The organism is Ekhidna sp., assembly GCF_040220215.1.
Classification (GTDB): Bacteria; Bacteroidota; Bacteroidia; order Cytophagales; family Cyclobacteriaceae; genus Ekhidna.
This window is the reverse complement of sequence record NZ_JAVJTR010000010.1, coordinates 233,398-253,279: the sequence shown is the minus strand read 5'-3', so window position 1 is coordinate 253,279 and position 19,882 is coordinate 233,398. Positions and strand designations below refer to the sequence as shown.

Sequence of the window (19,882 nt, the reverse complement as noted above, 5' to 3'; positions counted from 1 at the left end):
CCTTTTTATTTATGAAAAGTATAAGCCCTCAATTCGAGGGTTTTTTTTTAATCAATTCGATTATGTCTGAAATTTTAAGCTCCTTATCGAAGTTTAGTTTCAACTTTGAGTAGAAGGTATTTTCTTGCTTCAAAAGAACCCTTAATATCACAAACACCAACACGAACATGCTTAAGCAATTTTCACACTCACTATTAACTTCGGAGGAACTGGTTGTAATCGCCGAGAGACTAATTCAAGCGGTAAGCACCTCAGGTCTCAAAGACACGCTGGGCAACCGAATCAAGAAAACCACAGATGCTAGCAGTGTCCTATCTGATACCTTGAATAAAGGTCTTTCCAATGTCCATGCCTCTCGCGTTCAGCAGGCTGATTTGCTAAGAGATGACGCATTCCAGGCATTCAAATATGGCGTGCTCTCAGCGTCCTATCGTACAGAAACCTCCATCAAGCAGGCCGGAGAAAAGCTCGTTGAAGTAGTTCGGAAAAGAGGGTTTAGTTTATATAACCTTGGATACATTGCTCAAAGTGAGGCCATGAGAAGCCTAGTAGAAGATCTGGAAAGGTGTGCTGATGAAATCTCTCATGCAGGTGTAGCTGATCTCCTGGAGGAAATGCTAAATGCGCATGAAAGTTTTGATAAGATTTATCACGAAAAGACAACTGAAAACACAAAAAATGAACCACCCCAAGTAGTTGTATGGAAGACCGAGCTATCCAAGCAAATTACTCTGTTCCTGAACCATGTTGAGCTTCTGGAGGAAGATAAAGAAGAAGGGGTTGAGACATTAGTTGACAAGCTTAATATCATCATTACGGATATGATGCAGGAAGCTAAAGAACGACAACAGCTAGCCTCATAATTTATACCTGATTTGACATTCCGGAGACAAACCTTTTCCCATCTGTTTTACGTTTGGTTGTGAAATGAAAAAATTGATTTTAGTTTTCTTTACTGTTGTAGCTTGTAGTCCTAATATTCCATCTGCACAAAAGGTTATTGATCAGGCCATTGCAGCTTCCGGCGTAACAAAACTCCAAAATGCTGAAGCTTCTTTCACTTTTAGAAGTATTGAATACGCGTTTTTTATGAAAAGTGGAGCATATGTCTACACCAGAACACAGCGCGACTCAATTGGAAATCAGGTAAGCGACATTTTGGATAATAATGGACTTATCAGAACAATCAATGGTGATACAGCTGAAATCACAGAAGAAAAGAGAGCGGCATATACCAGTTCGGTCAACTCCGTAATCTACTTTGCTTTTCTACCCTTCCGACTTAATGATGCTGCTGTCAATAAATCTTACGAGGGAACCATCAAGATTAACGATAAGAACTACCATAAAATCAAGGTGACCTTTAATCAGGAAGGTGGTGGTGAAGACTTTGATGATATTTTCTACTACTGGTTTGATGCTGAAGATTATAGTATGGACTATCTGGCATATAGCTATGTGGAAGAAGATGAAGGCAGGGGTTTACGTTTCAGAGTGGCTTACAATAGCAGGAAAATAAATGGAGTTACTATTCAAGATTATAAAAACCTGAAACCAAAAATCAAGGATAGTGTGCCACTCGAGGAAATCGATCGGGCTTATATGGATGGTAAGCTGATTGAATTGTCACTGATTGAATTGAAGAATATGTCAATTTCGTATTGACATATTCTTCAATCATAAATTACTCATACCTCAGCGCTTCCACCGGGTTGGAAAACGAAATTTTAGTCACTGCTGAAATCACGCTTATCATGGCTGCCGCTATCAAAATGATGCCTGACAACAAGAAAGGCATAACACCAAAAGGAGACTGATAGGAGAATTCTGTAATCCAACTTTGCATAAGAAAGTAAGAAACTGGTAAGCCAATAAGCATCGCTACCATCACAAGACGAATAAATTGGCTTAAAATCATCCCCATGATTTGGATCGTAGAGGCACCAAGTATTTTTCGCATCCCCACCTCTTTCACACGTTGGTTCATAACAGCGATGGCCATCCCCAGCAGACCAAGACTGGCTAAAAGCAAACCTATCAAGGCGAAAACTGAAAAAATGGAAAGTGTTCGTTCCTCTTGGTCATACAATTCTGCCAATTGATTATCCAAAAATTGGTATTCAAACGCCACATCATTGTCAATATGGGTGGTGTAAACACGCTCTATTTCTGAAATTGTTCTTCCAAACTCTTTCCCGTTCATTTTTACCAGAATATGGCCTGCTGCAGGTGGCTGGACTGACAAAACCAATGGTTGGATTTCTTCATGCAGTGATTGAAAATGAAAGTTTTCTACTATGCCAATAATGGTATGCTCGTATACATTTTGACCAAAACGCTGAACGATGGTCTTACCTAAGGGATCCTCAAGATTGTACTGTTCAACTACAGCTTCATTAACCAAAACGTTATATAGTGAATCCCTGGCATGACTTCTGTCAAAAGCTCTTCCTTTAATAACTTTAATCCCCAGCACTTTCTCAACATCATAATCTACGACAAAACTGGAAATATCAATACGATTCTCAGGTTCATGCTTCAAATAGAATTGATGTTGGTTGAATTGTCCACCGGGTACACTTGATGTCAAAATCGTACCGGTAACACCATTGATATTTTCCATTTGATTTTGGGCTGTCCGTAGTGCTTTTATATCCACTCCGCCTATTTCTACACTCATAGGAACATTCAAGGCGATGACCGCATCCTGATCAAAACCCAGATCTGTCGTTTTCATGTACTGGATTTGCTTGAAAACAATAAAAGAACCACTTATTAAAATAGCTGAAATGGTAAACTGAACTACTACCAATGCACTTCTTAAGCCAACTCCACGATTACTGGATTTGAGCTTGCCCTTAAGCACCTCAGTGGGTTGAAAGCTGGAAAGCGTAATTGCAGGATAAAAACCAGCTAAAACGGAAACCAAAATACACAAGAATAAAGCGTAGAATAGATAGTCAGCGACCAATAAACTATCGAAAGAAAAATCTTTTCCAGCTAGCTCGTTAAAGCCATTTAGTAATAGTCCCACAAGAAAAAGAGAACAAACCAGGGCAATCAGGCAGAATAAAAAAGATTCAATAAAAAACTGAATAGAAAGGTTTCTTGCAACCGCACCCAAAGTCTTTCTAACTCCAATTTCCTTTGCTCGTTCAATAGCTTTTGCAGTAGTAAGATTCGCATAATTGATCCCTGCGATAATCAATATGAATATCATTGTTCCGGTAAGAATGTAGATGTACAGGTTGTTGCCATTATTCTCCAACTCCCATCTGATATGTGAGGTGAGGTGAATATCCTCAATCGGTTGAAGTTCAAACCTTAACTCACCAGATCGCAATCGTTCAATATCTGATTGATCCCAATCGAGATAGTTTTCTACCCAACCGGGGATTTTGCTTTCAAGTATATCGGCACTCGCACCATCCTGCAATTTGATGTAATTGAAATGTCCAAAATCGCCCCATTTCATCCATGCGTCATTAGGGTTGATTTGCTTAAGGGTTACATACGGGATGATTGCATTGAAATGAAAGTGAGAATTTGTCGGCATTGGTTTAACAACAGCAGACACAGCTATCGGCATTTGATTTACTCTTAATTCCTGACCAATTGCGCTGGAGTCTCCAAAATATTTTTTTGCAAGCGATTCTGTGATCACAAAAGCAAAAGGCTTTTTGAGTGCATCTCTATCCCCCTCCACTAATTCCAATTCAAACACTTCGAAAAAAGTAGAGTCGGCAAAGAAGAAATCGGGCTCTTCGAAAATTATATTCCGTTTTTCATTTTCCACTCGAATAAAATCCTTACTAAGTGCCGGACCATACCAGGGAGAAAAGCTTACAGCTTCCTCAACTTCAGGAAAGTCATTCACCATTGCCTGAGCCATTGGATGAGGCGTCCGGGTTTGTGGGTTATCCGACATCCAGGCAATACGATAAATGCGTTCTGAATCAGGAAGAGTCCGATCATAGGACAATTCGTCCTGCACAAACAAATAAATCAGAATGCTACAGGTAAACCCTACCGTAAGCCCCAACACATTGAGGAATGAAAACAGCGCATTGCGCTTTATATTTCGACTAAAGGATTTGAAAAAATGCTGAATCATGCCGCTTTTTATTTTAAGGTTAAAAACATGATTCAAATGAAAGGTGCCACCTCCAACCAATGGTGCTTTCCGTTCGGATAGACGTTCTTCCCCATAAGTCCGAACGTTCTTTGATTCGCGATATTCTGACGGAGTTAAGCCCGTACGCTTCTTAAACGCAGTATTGAAGGCTGACTTTGAGTTGTAGCCAACCATTGTTGCGATGTTCTCAATTTTAACCTGATCCTGCTTCTCGTCACGAAGCAGCATACAAGCTTCACGAACTCTAAACCTTGCGATCAGATCCTGAAAGCTGATTTTGAGTGATTCATTCAATACTTGGGAAAGGTGGTGAGTCGACGCGCCGAGTTCCTTAGCTAGTGAGGTAAGTGAAGCATCATCTCTGAGATAAAAATGCTGCTCATCCATAATTTTATTCACCTTCTCAATGATTGCTGACTTGATTGCTGGTGTCAGTGTGGACTTCTGGTACTTGTTCCCAATTGGAATTGGAGATAGAAAAGACGACTCATTAAATAACGGAAACAGGATAAAGGAAATGAACACCAAATAGGTAATCACCAGTATCTCCACTGGCAATTGCCAGGCTAATAGAATGATGAATATAACATTCAGAAACACAAAGTTTCTTAGCCATGCTATCCGTGAGCCTGGATTCTGGAAGTAAGAAAAACCACGAAGATTCTGTTCATTTAATAGCAAACGGATGGTAAGTATCGTATACACAACAATCAAAAGACCACTGATTAGCCCGACAACAAGTGACAATTCACTCAGAAGTATCCCCACTCCAAATGGAACCATCATAAAAATGTAGTGAGCTAGACTGGTCCGATTCTTTTGGTAAAAAAATGCCCTGACATACAAAAAGAAGGTAATTGAAATCAGAGTCAGTGAAGCAGGAGCTAAATACGTAGTGGAACTAAATTGAAAAATTAAAACGGTCAGGTAAGCAATGGATAGAAACCCCAACCATCTCCCGGATGGTGATTTACTTAGTAGAAGGATCACTCCCATCAGCCCACCAATTATAAGCGTGCTCATCAAAAAGGTTTCCAACCAAGGAAATTGCATCCACTGCTCCATCAACCAAAAATGGGAAAAAAAAAGACTTCAGAAGTTTTAGAAACTTCGGAAGACTCAGTCCATCACCCACCTTCAAGAAACAGAAATATAGGATATAGCCAACTTATCAATGTCCTATTCGTAGTATTGATTATAAAACCATTTAAATATGAAATATCTGACTATTCCTCTTCTACTCTTCATCTTATCATGCAATTCAGAAAGTAAATTAGAACGAGCCCATTCGCTCAAAACCTCCACCCTGGAATTAATAAAAAGCAAATCCTTTGCCGCCGCTATTGATACAGCTCAAATTGCATTGGAACTATTTGAAAAAGAACAAGACAAAACCGGTCAGGCAGAAATGTATTTTCATCTAGCTCGCGCGTCTGCAATGCATGGTAATTACCAAGAAGCTAAGCGGTATGGAGAAAATGGATCTGTCCTCGCTAAAGAGATCGAGGATCTTCAGTTGGAATACAAAATCAACAATATTCTTAGCTGGTCATATTTCAGTCTAGGAATGGGGTTTGAGGAAACGATTGATCATCAAAACAGACAATTGAAAATTGTAAACCAACTCAATGATGAAGCTGCTAAAGCGATGATTTACAACAACTATGGATATGATGCTACGGTCTCAGGTTTAGTACATCTTGATAGTGCGATCAAGCATATGAAATGGGCCAACGATTACTATGGTAAACAGGAGAACACACATGGCCGTTGGTATACCTTAATGAATCTTTGCTGGCAGCATCGGTTAAAAAATGAACTAGAAACTTCGAAAGCATATGGCATGCATTCGTTATCTCAGGCTAAAGCAGATAGTGATCGTCATGCAACTATTGAGGCTGCAACTAACCTCTCTGAAACCCTTATTGTTCTGCAAAACCTGGAGGAAGCTGGTGAAAAACTGAAAGAAGTCAATGAGCTGGCTAATGAACAAGAAGATAGAGATAGGTATGTGTATGACATCTATTACGCTCATTACCTTGGTGAAATTGGTAAGCCTGAAGAAGCAATTGAGTTGTTAAAATCATCAGTTTACTTCCTGTCAACTGGAGAAATATTCTATGAAATGCTAGGGCGTGCTTATCTAGCTACCTATGCATTTGAGGTTAATAATCGGATGCTGGTTCAAGAACAGATCGATGTATTTAACAATCCAAGGGCAGGGTATTTTTCAATGGAAACGAAGGTGATTGCCGCAATTGCTGAAGCAAAAATGAATTCCAATGAACAGGTTCTTGATGAGTGGATTAAGAAAAGCAGATTAATTGGGGCAACTTACTTGGTAGAACAGTTAGAAAATGTCAAGGTCGAAATTGCCAGTTAGGATTTATTCAATCATTTAATTCGCTATCTCTGTATCAAGTTCGTTTCCAGCCTGTTGAGTCAAACAATAGTAAAGTTTTTGATCGTGGTTTATTAACTTGAGATAAAACCTAGTTAGTTACTATGAAAAATACGATCTATCTACTTATGGCTCTTATGCTATTTGGCTGCCAACCACAAAACAATGCTGAATCAACCTCAAACAATTACCTCGACTATTCCAATCGCGACGATGAATTATCAGGTGGGGTAAAAATGATCCCCATTCAAACAGAAGCTGGTAAGTTCAAAGTATACACTAAACGAGTTGGCAACAACCCGGATATGAAACTACTACTACTTCATGGTGGTCCCGGGGCAACTCATGAGTATTTCGAAAGCTGTGATTCCTTTTTACCGAAGGCCGGAATCGAATACTACTACTATGATCAATTAGAATCAGCTTATAGCGATCAACCAAACGACTCAACGCTATGGACTGTCGACCGTTACGTAGATGAAGTAGAGCAAGTCAGAAAAGCCCTGGGACTTAACAAGGACAACTTTTACTTATTGGGCAGCTCATGGGGCGGCATTCTGGCCATGGAATACGCTTTGAAATATCAGGACAACCTAAAAGGATTAATCATTTCCAATATGATGGCCTCTGTGCCAGAATATAATAAATATGCAGAGGAGGTACTGGGACCACAAATGGATTCAGCTGTTTTGGCTGAGGTCATGGCACTTGAAGAAGCAGGCGATTATGGCAATCCTCGATATGCTGAGCTTTTGTATAACAACTATTATACTGAGCATGTATTAAGGATGCCATTGGGCAAATGGCCGAATCCTGTCAACCGGGCATTTGCCAACCTTAATTATGACCTTTATCTGACCATGCAAGGGCCTAGTGAATTTGGCATCAAAGGCGGTGCAAAGCTCGAAAACTGGGATATTACGGACCAGCTTCCAAACATCACAGTTCCTACCTTATCCATTGGAGGAGCTTACGATACCATGGATCCTAAACACATGGAAATGATTGCTAACACAGTTCAAAACGGACAATACCTCCATTGTCCAAATGGTAGTCACCTAGCCATGTACGACGACCAAAAGACCTATTTTGAAGGGTTGATCAAGTTCATCAAGGATGTAAATGCTCAGGAATAACTCACAATAAACTCTATTACTATGACAAAACTCGCTCTGCTTTCTTACTATGTATTATCTCAAGCGAAAAAAGTCAGTTAAATGAGCAAGAAAAATCATTCAAGTGTAGATTCTTACATCCAAAGTGCTGATGAAAATTCAAAAGATACGCTGAGAAATCTCCGCAAGATCATTCTAAACACGATCCTAAATGCGGATGAAAGCATAAGCTACAACGTCCCTTTTTATAAGTTTGAAGGGATGCATATTGGATTTGCAGCTTTTAAAAATCACGCTACTTTCGGGATCGGAGCAGATGTCTTAACAGATAAACACAGGGAAGAGCTTAAAAAGATGGGCTATCAAACTGGAAAGGAGACGATTCAAATTAAATACGACCAGGCAGTTCCGACTGAATATTTGGGACTACTGCTGAAAGAGAAAATTTCAAAAGCAAAAAACAGTAATCAGGATGAACCCCAAAGTCAATTGGTTTTTTGAAAAGGACACCAAATGGAAGGAAGAATATACCCAGCTTCGAAGAATTGCGCTGGATTGCGAACTAACCGAAGAATTGAAATGGGGATGCCCGTGCTACACATTCAAAGGCGCTAATATTGTTCTCATTCATGGATTTAAGGAGTATTGTGCATATCTATTCCACAAGGGCGCCCTACTCAGCGATTCAGAAAAGATTCTAATACAGCAAACAGAAAATGTACAGTCTGCCAGACAGGCTCGGTTCACGAGTGTGAAGGAAATAGTAGATCAAGCTAACACTTTGCGAGCCTACATTTATGAAGCAATTGAGGTAGAGAAGGCCGGACTGAAGGTGGAAATGAAAAAAACGAAGGAGTTTCCTATGCCTGAAGAGTTGAAGACCAAACTTGAAGAAGATTCGGATTTCAAGGCTGCTTTTGAAGCACTTACCCCAGGAAGACAAAGAGGCTATCTCCTCCATTTCTCTGAAGCTAAACAATCAAAAACACGTATTGTACGAATTGAGAAAGCTATGCCAAAAATCTATGAGGGTAAAGGATGGAATGAGCGATGAGTATTCATGACTAAATTTGATTTATCATGAAAGCCATCATATACGAGCAATTCCGGGGAACACTTTCGATTCAGAATGTTAACGATCCAAAACCAAAACCACATGGAGTAGTGGTTAAGGTGGCTGCCGCTGGATTATGTAGAAGTGACTGGCATGGATGGATGGGACATGATCCTGATATTAAATTACCACATGTTCCAGGGCATGAGATGACAGGAATTATAGAGGAGCTTGGAAAGGAAGTAAAGCTTTTTAAAAAAGGAGATCGGGTTACTGTGCCATTCGTTTGTGGATGTGGTTCATGTCCGCAATGCAGTTCGGGAAATCACCAGGTGTGCGATCAGCAATCTCAACCCGGATTTACTCATTGGGGTTCGTTTGCCGAATATGTAGCCCTGGATTATGCAGATACCAACCTGGTGAAGCTTCCTGAACAAATAGATGACATTACAGCTTCTATTCTTGGTTGTCGATTTATCACTTCATTCCGTGCAGTAGTAGATCAGGGAAAGGTTGAGAAAGGTCAGTTTGTAGCAGTGCATGGTTGTGGTGGAGTAGGACTTTCAGCTATCATGATTGCAAATGCATTGGGTGCTCAGGTAGTGGCTATTGATATCAATGAGGATACTCTGTGCCTTGCAAAAGAACTTGGAGCTGCCATCACCATAAATGCGAAATCAAACGAGGTGATACCTTCAATTCAGTCTGTCACCATGGGTGGTGCACATGTGTCCATTGACGCTCTGGGCAGCCAGGATACTTGTTTCAATTCTATTTCAAGTCTTCGAAAAAGAGGAAGACATATACAAGTTGGTTTAATGACCGGTGATCACCAGCACCCTAAAATACCCATGGATCAAGTTCTTGCTAAAGAACTGGAAATTGTAGGCAGCCATGGCATGCAGGCATTCAGATATCCAAAAATGCTAAAAATGATAACGGATGGAATCCTGAAACCCCAAAGGTTGATTGAAAAAACCATGTCTCTGGAAGACGCGATTTCTGCCTTACCCAGCATGAATAAATTTGAGCACTCGGGAGCATTGGTTATTAACTCTTTTTAAAATCCTTAAGCGAATCTTTTCAAGATAATCACGAGTAAAAAAGAAGGTTTATAGACACTTTATTAGTCCTTTTATTAGCTAAATCTCTCTGAATCCCAAATTTTTAATCTATAAAAAGAAATTATGCGAAATTTTAATTAAATTATAATTAAACCTAAGATCCACAAAAATGAAATATTCAGTCGTTCTGTTTGTGCTAGTATTATTAGTTATCAATTGTCAACCTAAAACACCAGCAGTCCAGTTGACAGGGGGCGAAGAACAAGTGCGCGATAAACTAACCGGGGCATGGAGGATGACAGACTATATGACCGTTACCAATGAAGGGGATTCATCAACAGATGAACGAGTACAATACAAAATGTACGTTGATGGGAGCGTCATGTGGGGCTTTGAATCTCCGGCTAAATATACCGAGTGGTTTGGCTATGGGACTTACAACATAGAGGGGGACACTTTATATGAAACCATGCTCTCCGGATCCTGGGCATTTCGACAAGCCATCAGCAATGGAGGTAATTTTTTTCGGATTGCAATTGATGTGACAGACAGTACTTACACACAAGTGATCAAAGGAGAAGAAGAAACCACCTACGAATCTTATGTAAGAATTGAGAACTAGGATAGTGCCAATATTAATATACTGATAATACCAAACATCCATTAGATAATCCCTTCTGCATTAATTTGCCAGTTTGAATTTCATACTGCTTAATAAACCTAAGATGAACAAACCTGCCTTTAAGGAAGCTTTTTGGTTTTGGTTAAAACTCGGATTCATAAGTTTTGGTGGGCCAGCAGGACAGATTGCCATCATGCATGAATTTCTAGTCGATAAGAAAAAATGGATTTCTGACAGCAGGTTCCTGCATGCTCTCAATTACACTATGATTCTGCCGGGTCCTGAAGCCCAGCAATTGGCAACTTATACCGGCTGGTTACTCCATGGCACCAAAGGTGGTTTGGTAGCTGGGGTCTTCTTCATCTTCCCATCTATGTTCATCTTGCTTGGCCTTACCACGCTGTATGTCACTTATGGAAATATACCCTGGGTCTACGCAATGTTCGAGGGATTAAAACCGGCAGTAATTGCGATTGTTATCCTTGCCTTAATCAAAATTGGCAAAAAATCCTTGCACACAGCCTTTCACTTCATCATCGCCATCGCTGCTTTTGTAAGTATTTTCTTTTTTAACATCCCCTTCCCTTTGATTATCCTTGTTGCACTTCTGATCGCATTTTTGACCAGGAAATTGATTCCATCACTTTTCCATCAGACCAATTCTGCTAAAACTCAGCTGTCAAAAGCTGAGGAAAGTTATTTCATCAATGAAAACCATAAGATAGAAACGGCAGGATTCAAAAGCATTCGATTGATTAGGCAAATAATTGCAGCTGGTATCATTTGGATCATTCCATTAGCGATTTTCTATTTTTTTTCTGCTGATTTTGCCTTCTGGAAAACCCTTTCACTTTTCTTTACCAAAGCTGCATTTGTAACATTTGGTGGCGCCTATGCAGTCTTGCCTTATGTCGCTCAGGTAAGTGTTGAAAAGCTTCATTGGCTATCCGAACTTCAAATGATTGACGGGTTGGCTTTAGGTGAGACAACTCCCGGACCGTTAGTGATGGTATTGGTATTTGTTGGATTTATGGCTGGGTACAATTCCTTTAATGGTTCAATTTTAATGGGATCGCTGGGACTCATCACTACCACCATTTACACATTCATACCTTGCTTTCTATTTATTTTTGCTGGGGCACCTATCATTGAAAAGACCAGGGACAATGAGAGCATAAAAAAGGCATTGAGCATTGTAACTGCCGCTGTGGTTGGCGTTATCCTAAACCTTACAATCTATCTTGGAAAGGTGGTTCTTTTCCCTCAAGAACTAAGCATCCTGAAACTGGACTATGTAGTCCTACTGTGGATTATCGTATCTTTTCTTGCACTTTACCGCTATAAGGTCAACATGATTACCTGGATCGGTGTAAGCGCATTATTCGGACTCACTCGTTATTTTATAGAGCTAGCTTAATCTGTATTTTTAAACTTTTATTTGCATGCTTAGTTATACAAGCATGTCAAAAAACTATGTAATTGTCGGAGGCAGCTCTGGCATAGGATACGAACTAACCAAACAATTATCAAAAGCCGGACACAGTGTCACGGTGCTTTCAAGAAGCAAAGGTGAGCTTGACTCACTCTCAAATGTCAATCATGTTGTATATGATGTAACATCAGATGATGGGCCAAACCTAGACCTTGAAACTATCGATGGTTTTGCGTATTGCCCCGGAACCATAAACCTAAAACCCTTTCATGGATTAAAACTGAAAGATTTTCAGGAAGACTTTGAGATTAACGTCAAGGGTGCCATTAAAACATTGCAACCTATAGTCAATCAATTAAAGAAAAATGGAAATGCTTCAATCGTCTTTTTTAGTACGGTTGCTGTACAACAGGGAATGCCATTTCATTCATCGGTTGCCACCAGTAAAGGGGCAATTGAAGGTCTCACCAGAACGCTGGCTGCAGAATTAGCTTCAAGCGTGCGTGTGAACTGCATTGCCCCATCTATAACAGATACTCCCCTGGCTAAGCGAATACTATCCTCAGACGAGAAAAAGGAATCATCAGGCAAACGTCACGCACTCAACCGTGTGGGTACAGCTGAAGAAGTGGCTAAAATGGCTACCTTTCTTCTTTCAGACGAATCCAGTTGGATGACGGGACAAATCATCGGGCTGGATGGTGGAATGTCTGCAATAAGACCGCTTTAATGAAAATTCTACTTACAGGCTCTACTGGCTACATTGGCCGTCGTTTACTTCCAGAACTGGTGGAAGCAGGTCATGAGGTCGTTTGCCCCGTTCGGGATAAACGTAGGTTCGATTTTGAAGATTTTGATGACACTTTCCTGAAATCTGTCCATGTCATCGAATGTGATTTTTTGGATCGTCAAAGCCTTGAAAATCTTCCCAGCGACATTGATGCTGCTTATTATCTTATTCACTCGCTGACATCAAACAGTAAAGAGTTCAGCACACTTGAAGCTAAGACCGCCGAGCACTTTGTCTCCTATCTCGCAACTACCAAGGCAAATCAAATAATCTATTTGGGTGGTATTGCCAATGATGAAGAGCTTTCGGATCATCTTTCTTCACGGCAAAATGTAGAAGTCATTCTCAAAGAATCAAAAGTACCATTGACCGTGCTACGGTCTGCCATTATCATAGGATCGGGTGGTGCTTCGTTTGAAATCATCCGGGATCTGGTAGAAAAACTACCCATCATGATTGCACCAAAATGGTTGAATAGCAGATGTCAACCTATCGGGGTTTATAATGTTTTGGAATACTTGAAAGGTATTTTAGGAAATAAAAAATCCTACAATCGAACGTTCGATATTGGGGGAAAGGACATTCTTACTTACAAGCAAATGTTACTTCAATTTGGAGAAGTGCGTGGACTTAAGCGGTACATTCTAACGGTCCCGGTATTGACCATAAAGCTTTCGTCACTCTGGCTTTATCTCGTCACCTCCACTTCTTATCGACTGGCCAGAAACCTGGTAGATAGCATGAAAAATGAGGTCATTGTCCGAGACGACAGCATTGATGAAGTTGTTTCTATTGACAAGCTGACTTATAAACAGTCTTTGGAACGAACCTTTCTTCGAATCAATCAAAAACAGGTGGTTTCAAGCTGGAAAGACTCTTTTTCAAACCCCGACTTTAACTATACTTTTCTGCAACAACTGGAAGCTCCTAAATATGGGTGTTTCATTGATTCACGAACCTATCCGATAGATGGGAACGTGGATGATGTACTTGACAACATATGGAGCATTGGGGGCGATCGTGGCTGGTATTATGGAAATTTCCTATGGAAAATTCGCGGGTTCTTTGACAAATTAGTGGGTGGTGTTGGCCTGAGACGTGGAAGAAGGAGTCCAAATGAGTTGAAAGGAGGAGATGCTCTCGACTTCTGGCGCGTACTTTATGCGAATAAAGGGGAAAGACGATTATTATTATTTGCAGAAATGAAAGTCCCTGGAGATGCCTGGTTGGAATTTCGAATCAAGAAACACGAGGAAAGGTTCTGCTTAATTCAAACAGCCACCTTTAGACCACTGGGATTATGGGGAAGATTATACTGGTATATCGTACTCCCCTTTCATGGTCCAATCTTTAGAAATATGGCGAAGAATTTAATATCGTATAAATGACTCACCCCACCCCGATCCTTCCAGGGAGGGGACTTAAAAAGAAACGCATGCCCAAACCACAAGTCACCATATTCTGGTTCAGAAGAGACCTCCGACTGGAAGACAACAGAAGTCTGTATCACGCTCATCAAGAACAATATCCGGTACAACCCATCTTCATTTTTGATTCAAATATTCTAGAAGACCTGCCGAAAAAAGACGCACGGGTTGAGTTTATTCATCAGGAACTAGTACGACTTCAAGGAGAAATCACCCACCAAGGTGGAACCATGGATATACGGATTGGTGATCCTATAGAAGTATGGAAAAACCTGTTGGATGATTACGCTATTAAAGCAGTTTGGGCCAACAAAGATTATGAGCCCTATGCCCGGGATCGAGATCAAAAAGTCCATGATTTATTGGTAGATCATGGAATCGAATTTCGAGCAAAGAAGGATCATGTCATTTTCGAAAAAAATGAAATTGTCAAAGATAATGGCGACCCCTATGTAGTCTATACCCCTTACAGTAGGCTCTGGAAAAAGACCCTGGAAGGTGGGCATCTGAGTGCATACAAATTAGAGAAAGAATCCAATTGGCATCAAGCCTCTTCACTTGATTTTCCAAGTCTGGAAGAAGTAGGATTTGAACCGGCAGGAATTGAATTTCCTGAACGAAAACTGAACGAAAGTATCGTTACAAAATATGATGAAACACGAGACATTCCTGCCATCCGTGGTACGAGCAGAATGAGCATTCATCTCCGCTTTGGAACAGTGAGTATTCGGCATCTGGTGAAGGAGGCAAAAGGCCTAAATGAAAAGTATCTCAATGAACTGATCTGGCGAGATTTTTATCAAGCAATTCTATGGCATTTCCCCAAGGTTGTAGATGCCAATTTCAATCGAAAATATGACGCAATAAAGTGGCGAAATAACGAAGAAGAATTTGAGAAATGGATGAAGGGAAAGACCGGATATCCGATTGTGGATGCCGGGATGCGGGAGCTCAATAAAACAGGATTTATGCACAACCGGGTGCGGATGGTTGTTGCTAGTTTTTTGACCAAACATTTACTCATTGACTGGCGATGGGGAGAAGCCTACTTTGCTGAAAAATTACTGGACTATGAACTAGCCAGTAACAATGGAGGTTGGCAGTGGGCCGCCGGAACCGGGGTAGATTCGCAACCCTACTTTCGCATTTTTAATCCATATTCTCAGACCGAAAAATTTGATAAGGATCGGAAGTATATCAACAAATGGATACCGGAAATCAACACCGAACATTATCCCGATCCAATCGTGGATCACAAGGAAGCAAGGGAGAGATGCCTGGAAGTCTACAAGAGGGCAATAAACTCAAACCACACTAAAAACTAAATATTTTAGTAAAAGTAAAAAACAATATATAATTTATTGTTAATCAATAGTTTATCGTTATTTGTTACGGGTAGTACTTCAATTTAAAATGACGAGAAATCAACCTTTTGTTGATTGATTTCAAATTAACCTAAGAAGACTAATTTCCTCTCAACAATTCGGAATGTTGATCCCAACTACTCCTTTTTAGAAAAGAAAACCAACACTTTCAAGTCTTTCGCTATGTTTATGAATTTGTGATCAACCTTTGCAGCAACAAACAAAACAGAGCCCGGAACAGCCTCATAGATTTTGCCCTCAACCTGGAGTTGTGCTTTGCCTTCTAATACATAATACAACTCATCCCATTCGTGTGGCTGTTGAGGATCTTTCTCTCCTTTTTTCAATTCATAGATTCCCGAACTAAGTTTACTGTTATCAATAAATTTCAGGTAATTTCCTTCACTAATTTGAGCCTCTTTCAGCAACTTTTTCAATTCGAAGCTTTCACTCTTTTGTGCCATAGTCGTCAATGCAAATCCGATAATTAAAAATGTAAATATGGTAAGGTGTTTTATCATAGAATTGAGGCATTCAACTTACCAGCTCAATCCTCAACCCAACCCCCAACATCTTCTCCCCATTCACCCATTTGGCAGTGACATGGATCTCGGTTTGGTTGTCCAATGCCGACTTGATGGTTTCTGCCATCTCTTTGTTGAGATAGCCAATCTGATTTCCATTTTTGGAAAGCACTTTCACTGCATTTGGATCAAATGGGTTCTCAGGCTCAGCCTGCATGGAAAGTTTATCATCTTCTTTGACCTCTCGTCTAATGATCTCCTGACGGGATGATCCGTTTGCATTATCTTTAGACACACCAACAACTTTGGTTTCATAGACAAAGACAGAAGGTATTTTGATGATTTTAGCCACAAAACAAATTTAAAACGCATGCGACTCATTTTTGCATTTTTTATCCTAATCGTTTTTTCAACGACTGCTCAAGACATCAACAAACTCACAGAGGAGTATATTCAAAAGAATGGTGTTCAGATTCTTCAGGATTTCAAAACATTACTATCCATGCCAAATGTGGCATTTGATCTTCCAAACATTAACAGGAACGCAGATCATATCATTTCTGAATTGGAGAAGCGAGGAGTGGAAACCAAACTGCTAAGAATGGTAGGCACCCCTCCTATTGTTTATGGATATTTTCCTGTCGATGGCGCGACACGAACATTGGCATTTTATGTACACTACGATGGGCAACCAGTTGATAAAACCAATTGGACCAATGATCCATGGGAACCTACCTATTATTCCAAATCAATTAGCGAAGGGGGTGCACCGATTCCCATGCCGGATTCATTTGATGCGATTAATGAGGATCAGCGCATATACGCACGATCTGCAGGTGATGACAAGGCTCCAATCATTACCATTCTGACTGCACTGGATATGATTCAGTCAAATGAAATCAATGTGACTTCAAATCTGGTGTTCTTCTTTGAAGGGCAGGAAGAAGCAGGATCCAGGCAATTGAAGCAATACCTAAATGACAATCGGGGTTTAGTAGATGAAATTGATTTGTGGATGTTTTGTGATGGACCGATTCATCAGTCCAGAAGGCCACAACTCGTCTTTGGTGTGCGTGGAGTTACCGGAATGGAGATTACTACCTATGGACCCAACAGACCTCTTCATAGTGGACATTACGGAAACTGGGCTCCCGTGCCGGGTCAGCTGCTTTCTGAACTCATCGCAAGTATGAAAGATGATGATGGAGATGTGATCATCGATGGCTTTTATGATGATGTAGAGCCTCTAAGTGATTTGGAAAAGGAAGCTTTAGCTAACATTCCGTTGATTGATGAAGACCTTAAACAAGAATTGGGTATCAATGATCCGGAAGGCACAGAATCTTACAATGAGCGTTTGTTGCGCCCATCACTAACCATCAAAGGACTTAGCAGTGGCAATACCGGTAAGCTTGCTCGTAATGTAGTGCCAGCCACCGCAACTGCAGCCATTGGCATGCGATTGGTAAAAGGGTGCGATCCTGAAAAACAAAAAGACCTGGTTGAAGCACATATTAAAAAGCAAGGATTCCATATCGTCCGGGAAGACCCTGATCAGGAAACTAGGATGAAATATTCAAAAATTGCTAAAGTGACTAGGTCTGATGGATATCCGGCGGCCCGAACTTCGATGGAAATCCCAATCGTAAAGGATGTAATATCAAGGGCAAAGGATATTGCCGGTGACGACCTAATCTTGCTACCTACATTAGGTGGCTCTCTCCCACTCTATTTGTTTACAGATGAGTTAAAAAAACCGGCGATCATCCTTCCGATTGCAAATCACGACAACAACCAGCATGCGGCTGATGAAAACATGCGCATTGGAAATCTTTGGTATGGTATCAAATTAATGAGTGCTTTGATGACGATGGAGTAGTGATTATCGAATGTCGTCTGCGACAAGCTCAGACTGACAGTGGAGAGCATTACTTACACTTGGGCGTGTCACCCAGAGCACGTCTAAGGGTGTGGGAATGGCAAAGGCGTATTTGTTTTGAATAATGTCGTTTTCGACAGACTCAGACTGACAATGGAGAGCATTACTTACACACTTTGGGCGTGTCACCCAGAGCGCGTCGAAGGGTGTGGTGAAGCGTTGGTGAAAAGTTTGATTACAACCATGTCATCTTCGACAAGCTCAGACTGACAATCTAGAGCACCTATTTAAACTTGGGCATCACCCTGAGCTCGTCGAAGGGTGTGGGCTGAGCGATGGTTTGTCGTCTTCGATAAACTCAGACTGACAATTTAATGAATCGTTAGAAGCGTTTCACCGAAGAAATGGAAGTAGATAAAACTAATTATTTTTGAGTAGATGATATATACCGTATACATCTTAAAATGCTCGGATGGTAGCTACTATGTTGGAGTAACCAATGATATTGAATCCAGACTAGTCCAACACCAAGAAGGTAAAAACAGAAAAGCATATACTTATTCAATAAGGCCGGTCAAGCTTGTTTTTGAAGAACATTTTCGAGACATCAATCAAGCCATCGCCTTTGAAAAACAAGTAAAGGGTTGGAGAAGAGAAAAGAAAGAAACCTTAATCAGGAGAGAATGGGATAAACTTCCCAAACTCAGCATAGCATATGAGAGAAAAGGAATGTCGTCTTCGACAGGCTCAGACTGACAATGTATAGCACTATTTAAACTTGGGCGTCACCCTGAGCTCGTCGAAGGGTGTGGGTGAAGCGTCGGTAAAAAGTTTGATTACAACAATGTAGTCTTCGACAAGCTCAAACAGACAATTGCATGCTTATTAATGATAAATCATGAAACAATTTCAGGATGACTTTCTAAATGAGATTAATCACACCCACTATATTTGAGCAAAAAATTCAACCCATGTACAATTTCCTACTTCACCTTCACTCCGGCCTTAGATGGCTCATCCTTGTCGCAGTTGTTATTGCAATACTCAAATCACTGATCGGCCTCTTTGGAGGGGGTGATTACAAAAAATTTGACAAGATCGTAGCAGTGTCTTTTGTAGGGATGATGCATCTTCAGCTTCTTACCGGATTGATCTTGTACTTCATTTATAGTCCGTTTATAACCTACAACATGGGTGATGCGATTTCTCGCTTCTGGTCGGTGGAGCATATCGCTCTAATGGTGTTTGCCGTGGCAGCCGCTCAGGTGGGGCGTTCCATCAGCAAAAAAACGCAGGACGCACAAGTTAAATTCCGCTTCCAAGCTATCTTCTTCACCATCTCACTCGTTCTGATGGTCTTGGGCATTCCGTGGAATAGAGTTTAAGTTGCGAATTTTAGCACTGATGTCACCCTGAGCCTGTCGAAGGGTAAGGAAATGGCAAAGGAGTATTTGGTTTTAAGTAATATGTCGCCTTCGACAGGCTCAGACTGACAATGTTATCCAATCAAATATTCATAAATCTCCTTCCACCCCTTAGGTTTCAACTCTGCCTCTGTTTCAATATCTGAATAGGCTGAACTAAGATAAATCGCCTTGCACCCCAGGTTTCGAGCAAGCTGAACATCCGTGGCACGATCACCAATCACGTAGGAGTTCTCCAGATCGTGATCTCCTTTCATGTATTCTTTTAGCATGCCAGTCCCCGGCTTGCGATTGGGATGATTGTCTTTCTCATAATGTTCATCAATGTGAACGGAATCAAAACGAATACCTTCGGTTTCCAGTAACCGCATGATGAAGTTATGCACCGGCCAGAACTCATGATCCGGGAAAGCCTCAGTGCCCAGCCCATCCTGATTGGTAACCATAACAAACTTATAATTGGTTTCCTCCTTGATCTTCTTCAGATAGTACAGGGCTTCAGGCAGGAAATCCAGCTTTTCGATGGTCTCTATTTTCTCATCATCCGTCTCCTGAATAATGGTGCCGTCACGGTCTATGAATAAAATTGGTTGCATGGATGCGAAGATAAGTCGGTGAAAATCGCTAATCCATTATGTATTCACTATTTTT

The 19,882-nt window shown here is 40.7% G+C and carries 19 protein-coding genes; 15 read left to right on the top strand and 4 right to left on the bottom strand.

Translation table 11 applies throughout. The features are described from left to right. Positions 1 to 167 precede the first annotated feature (167 nt). Positions 168 to 863 carry a DUF6261 family protein gene (locus RIC88_RS04295; protein WP_350216248.1) on the top strand — a complete coding sequence of 232 codons (696 nt, stop codon included), beginning with the start codon at positions 168 to 170 and terminating at the stop codon, positions 861 to 863. Positions 864 to 927: 64 nt separating this feature from the next. Beyond that, positions 928 to 1,665, top strand: coding sequence for a DUF6503 family protein (locus RIC88_RS04290; RefSeq protein WP_350216247.1), 738 nt, complete (start codon positions 928 to 930; stop codon positions 1,663 to 1,665). Positions 1,666 to 1,684: 19 nt separating this feature from the next. On the opposite strand, the gene RIC88_RS04285 is transcribed toward RIC88_RS04290, so the two are convergent. Then, positions 1,685 to 5,158, bottom strand: coding sequence for an ABC transporter permease (locus tag RIC88_RS04285; RefSeq protein ID WP_350216246.1), 3,474 nt, complete (start codon positions 5,156 to 5,158; stop codon positions 1,685 to 1,687). Between the two features lie 190 nt (positions 5,159 to 5,348). Here RIC88_RS04285 and RIC88_RS04280 point away from each other — a divergent pair, with 190 nt between their 5' ends. The 10 genes from RIC88_RS04280 to RIC88_RS04235 all read left to right on the top strand — a co-directional run bounded on the left by RIC88_RS04280 (position 5,349) and on the right by RIC88_RS04235 (position 15,365). Further along, positions 5,349 to 6,518, top strand: a complete 1,170-nt coding sequence (locus tag RIC88_RS04280; RefSeq protein WP_350216245.1) for a hypothetical protein — start codon at positions 5,349 to 5,351, stop codon at positions 6,516 to 6,518. Between the two features lie 122 nt (positions 6,519 to 6,640). Continuing rightward, complete coding sequence (locus RIC88_RS04275; protein ID WP_350216244.1) at positions 6,641 to 7,672, top strand: proline iminopeptidase-family hydrolase; 1,032 nt, start codon at positions 6,641 to 6,643, stop codon at positions 7,670 to 7,672. Between the two features lie 81 nt (positions 7,673 to 7,753). After that, positions 7,754 to 8,152: an iron chaperone gene (locus RIC88_RS04270; protein WP_350216243.1), complete on the top strand. Its 399-nt coding sequence runs from the start codon at positions 7,754 to 7,756 to the stop codon at positions 8,150 to 8,152. Continuing rightward, the gene (locus tag RIC88_RS04265) at positions 8,124 to 8,705 is read left to right on the top strand and encodes a YdeI/OmpD-associated family protein (RefSeq protein ID WP_350216242.1); all 582 of its coding nucleotides are present in this window, start codon (positions 8,124 to 8,126) and stop codon (positions 8,703 to 8,705) included. The genes RIC88_RS04270 and RIC88_RS04265 overlap by 29 nt, the downstream gene beginning before the upstream one ends. Before the next feature lie 26 nt (positions 8,706 to 8,731). Continuing rightward, the gene (locus RIC88_RS04260; protein WP_350216241.1) at positions 8,732 to 9,769 is read left to right on the top strand and encodes a zinc-dependent alcohol dehydrogenase family protein; all 1,038 of its coding nucleotides are present in this window, start codon (positions 8,732 to 8,734) and stop codon (positions 9,767 to 9,769) included. 169 nt (positions 9,770 to 9,938) lie between these two features. Next, the gene (locus tag RIC88_RS04255; RefSeq protein WP_350216240.1) at positions 9,939 to 10,391 is read left to right on the top strand and encodes a hypothetical protein; all 453 of its coding nucleotides are present in this window, start codon (positions 9,939 to 9,941) and stop codon (positions 10,389 to 10,391) included. Positions 10,392 to 10,494: 103 nt separating this feature from the next. Beyond that, complete coding sequence (gene chrA, locus RIC88_RS04250) at positions 10,495 to 11,808, top strand: chromate efflux transporter (protein ID WP_350216239.1); 1,314 nt, start codon at positions 10,495 to 10,497, stop codon at positions 11,806 to 11,808. A gap of 25 nt (positions 11,809 to 11,833) precedes the next feature. Next, complete coding sequence (locus RIC88_RS04245; protein ID WP_350216238.1) at positions 11,834 to 12,553, top strand: SDR family NAD(P)-dependent oxidoreductase; 720 nt, start codon at positions 11,834 to 11,836, stop codon at positions 12,551 to 12,553. Next, a complete protein-coding gene (locus RIC88_RS04240) occupies positions 12,553 to 14,001 on the top strand; it encodes an SDR family oxidoreductase (protein ID WP_350216237.1) in 1,449 nt (482 codons plus the stop codon). The genes RIC88_RS04245 and RIC88_RS04240 overlap by 1 nt, the downstream gene beginning before the upstream one ends. Before the next feature lie 47 nt (positions 14,002 to 14,048). Continuing rightward, entirely contained in the window at positions 14,049 to 15,365 is a 1,317-nt protein-coding gene (locus RIC88_RS04235; protein ID WP_350216236.1) for a cryptochrome/photolyase family protein, read from the top strand. A gap of 176 nt (positions 15,366 to 15,541) precedes the next feature. On the opposite strand, the gene RIC88_RS04230 is transcribed toward RIC88_RS04235, so the two are convergent. Beyond that, positions 15,542 to 15,925, bottom strand: a complete 384-nt coding sequence (locus tag RIC88_RS04230) for a cupin domain-containing protein (RefSeq protein ID WP_350216234.1) — start codon at positions 15,923 to 15,925, stop codon at positions 15,542 to 15,544. A gap of 13 nt (positions 15,926 to 15,938) precedes the next feature. Next, positions 15,939 to 16,280 carry an HIRAN domain-containing protein gene (locus tag RIC88_RS04225; protein ID WP_350216233.1) on the bottom strand — a complete coding sequence of 114 codons (342 nt, stop codon included), beginning with the start codon at positions 16,278 to 16,280 and terminating at the stop codon, positions 15,939 to 15,941. Positions 16,281 to 16,298: 18 nt separating this feature from the next. On the opposite strand from RIC88_RS04225, the gene RIC88_RS04220 reads away from it, so the two are divergent. The 3 genes from RIC88_RS04220 to RIC88_RS04210 all read left to right on the top strand — a co-directional run bounded on the left by RIC88_RS04220 (position 16,299) and on the right by RIC88_RS04210 (position 19,192). Continuing rightward, positions 16,299 to 17,807, top strand: a complete 1,509-nt coding sequence (locus tag RIC88_RS04220) for a M20/M25/M40 family metallo-hydrolase (RefSeq protein ID WP_350216232.1) — start codon at positions 16,299 to 16,301, stop codon at positions 17,805 to 17,807. Between the two features lie 438 nt (positions 17,808 to 18,245). Then, the gene (locus RIC88_RS04215; RefSeq protein ID WP_350216231.1) at positions 18,246 to 18,563 is read left to right on the top strand and encodes a GIY-YIG nuclease family protein; all 318 of its coding nucleotides are present in this window, start codon (positions 18,246 to 18,248) and stop codon (positions 18,561 to 18,563) included. Positions 18,564 to 18,778: 215 nt separating this feature from the next. Then, the gene (locus RIC88_RS04210) at positions 18,779 to 19,192 is read left to right on the top strand and encodes a hypothetical protein (protein WP_350216230.1); all 414 of its coding nucleotides are present in this window, start codon (positions 18,779 to 18,781) and stop codon (positions 19,190 to 19,192) included. A gap of 113 nt (positions 19,193 to 19,305) precedes the next feature. Here the strand turns inward: RIC88_RS04210 and hisB are convergent, their stop codons facing one another. Then, positions 19,306 to 19,827: a histidinol-phosphatase gene (gene hisB / locus RIC88_RS04205; protein ID WP_350216229.1), complete on the bottom strand. Its 522-nt coding sequence runs from the start codon at positions 19,825 to 19,827 to the stop codon at positions 19,306 to 19,308. Positions 19,828 to 19,882 lie beyond the last annotated feature (55 nt).

What these genes read in the sequence shown, in the direction of transcription:
- RIC88_RS04295 (WP_350216248.1), top strand. Translation starts at nt 168, where the DNA reads ATGCTTAAGCAATTTTCACACTCACTATTAACTTCGGAGGAACTGGTT.
- RIC88_RS04290 (WP_350216247.1), top strand. Translation starts at nt 928, where the DNA reads ATGAAAAAATTGATTTTAGTTTTCTTTACTGTTGTAGCTTGTAGTCCT.
- RIC88_RS04285 (WP_350216246.1), bottom strand. Translation starts at nt 5,158, where the DNA reads ATGAGCACGCTTATAATTGGTGGGCTGATGGGAGTGATCCTTCTACTA.
- RIC88_RS04280 (WP_350216245.1), top strand. Translation starts at nt 5,349, where the DNA reads ATGAAATATCTGACTATTCCTCTTCTACTCTTCATCTTATCATGCAAT.
- RIC88_RS04275 (WP_350216244.1), top strand. Translation starts at nt 6,641, where the DNA reads ATGAAAAATACGATCTATCTACTTATGGCTCTTATGCTATTTGGCTGC.
- RIC88_RS04270 (WP_350216243.1), top strand. Translation starts at nt 7,754, where the DNA reads ATGAGCAAGAAAAATCATTCAAGTGTAGATTCTTACATCCAAAGTGCT.
- RIC88_RS04265 (WP_350216242.1), top strand. Translation starts at nt 8,124, where the DNA reads ATGAACCCCAAAGTCAATTGGTTTTTTGAAAAGGACACCAAATGGAAG.
- RIC88_RS04260 (WP_350216241.1), top strand. Translation starts at nt 8,732, where the DNA reads ATGAAAGCCATCATATACGAGCAATTCCGGGGAACACTTTCGATTCAG.
- RIC88_RS04255 (WP_350216240.1), top strand. Translation starts at nt 9,939, where the DNA reads ATGAAATATTCAGTCGTTCTGTTTGTGCTAGTATTATTAGTTATCAAT.
- chrA (WP_350216239.1), top strand. Translation starts at nt 10,495, where the DNA reads ATGAACAAACCTGCCTTTAAGGAAGCTTTTTGGTTTTGGTTAAAACTC.
- RIC88_RS04245 (WP_350216238.1), top strand. Translation starts at nt 11,834, where the DNA reads ATGCTTAGTTATACAAGCATGTCAAAAAACTATGTAATTGTCGGAGGC.
- RIC88_RS04240 (WP_350216237.1), top strand. Translation starts at nt 12,553, where the DNA reads ATGAAAATTCTACTTACAGGCTCTACTGGCTACATTGGCCGTCGTTTA.
- RIC88_RS04235 (WP_350216236.1), top strand. Translation starts at nt 14,049, where the DNA reads ATGCCCAAACCACAAGTCACCATATTCTGGTTCAGAAGAGACCTCCGA.
- RIC88_RS04230 (WP_350216234.1), bottom strand. Translation starts at nt 15,925, where the DNA reads ATGATAAAACACCTTACCATATTTACATTTTTAATTATCGGATTTGCA.
- RIC88_RS04220 (WP_350216232.1), top strand. Translation starts at nt 16,299, where the DNA reads ATGCGACTCATTTTTGCATTTTTTATCCTAATCGTTTTTTCAACGACT.
- RIC88_RS04215 (WP_350216231.1), top strand. Translation starts at nt 18,246, where the DNA reads ATGATATATACCGTATACATCTTAAAATGCTCGGATGGTAGCTACTAT.
- RIC88_RS04210 (WP_350216230.1), top strand. Translation starts at nt 18,779, where the DNA reads ATGTACAATTTCCTACTTCACCTTCACTCCGGCCTTAGATGGCTCATC.
- hisB (WP_350216229.1), bottom strand. Translation starts at nt 19,827, where the DNA reads ATGCAACCAATTTTATTCATAGACCGTGACGGCACCATTATTCAGGAG.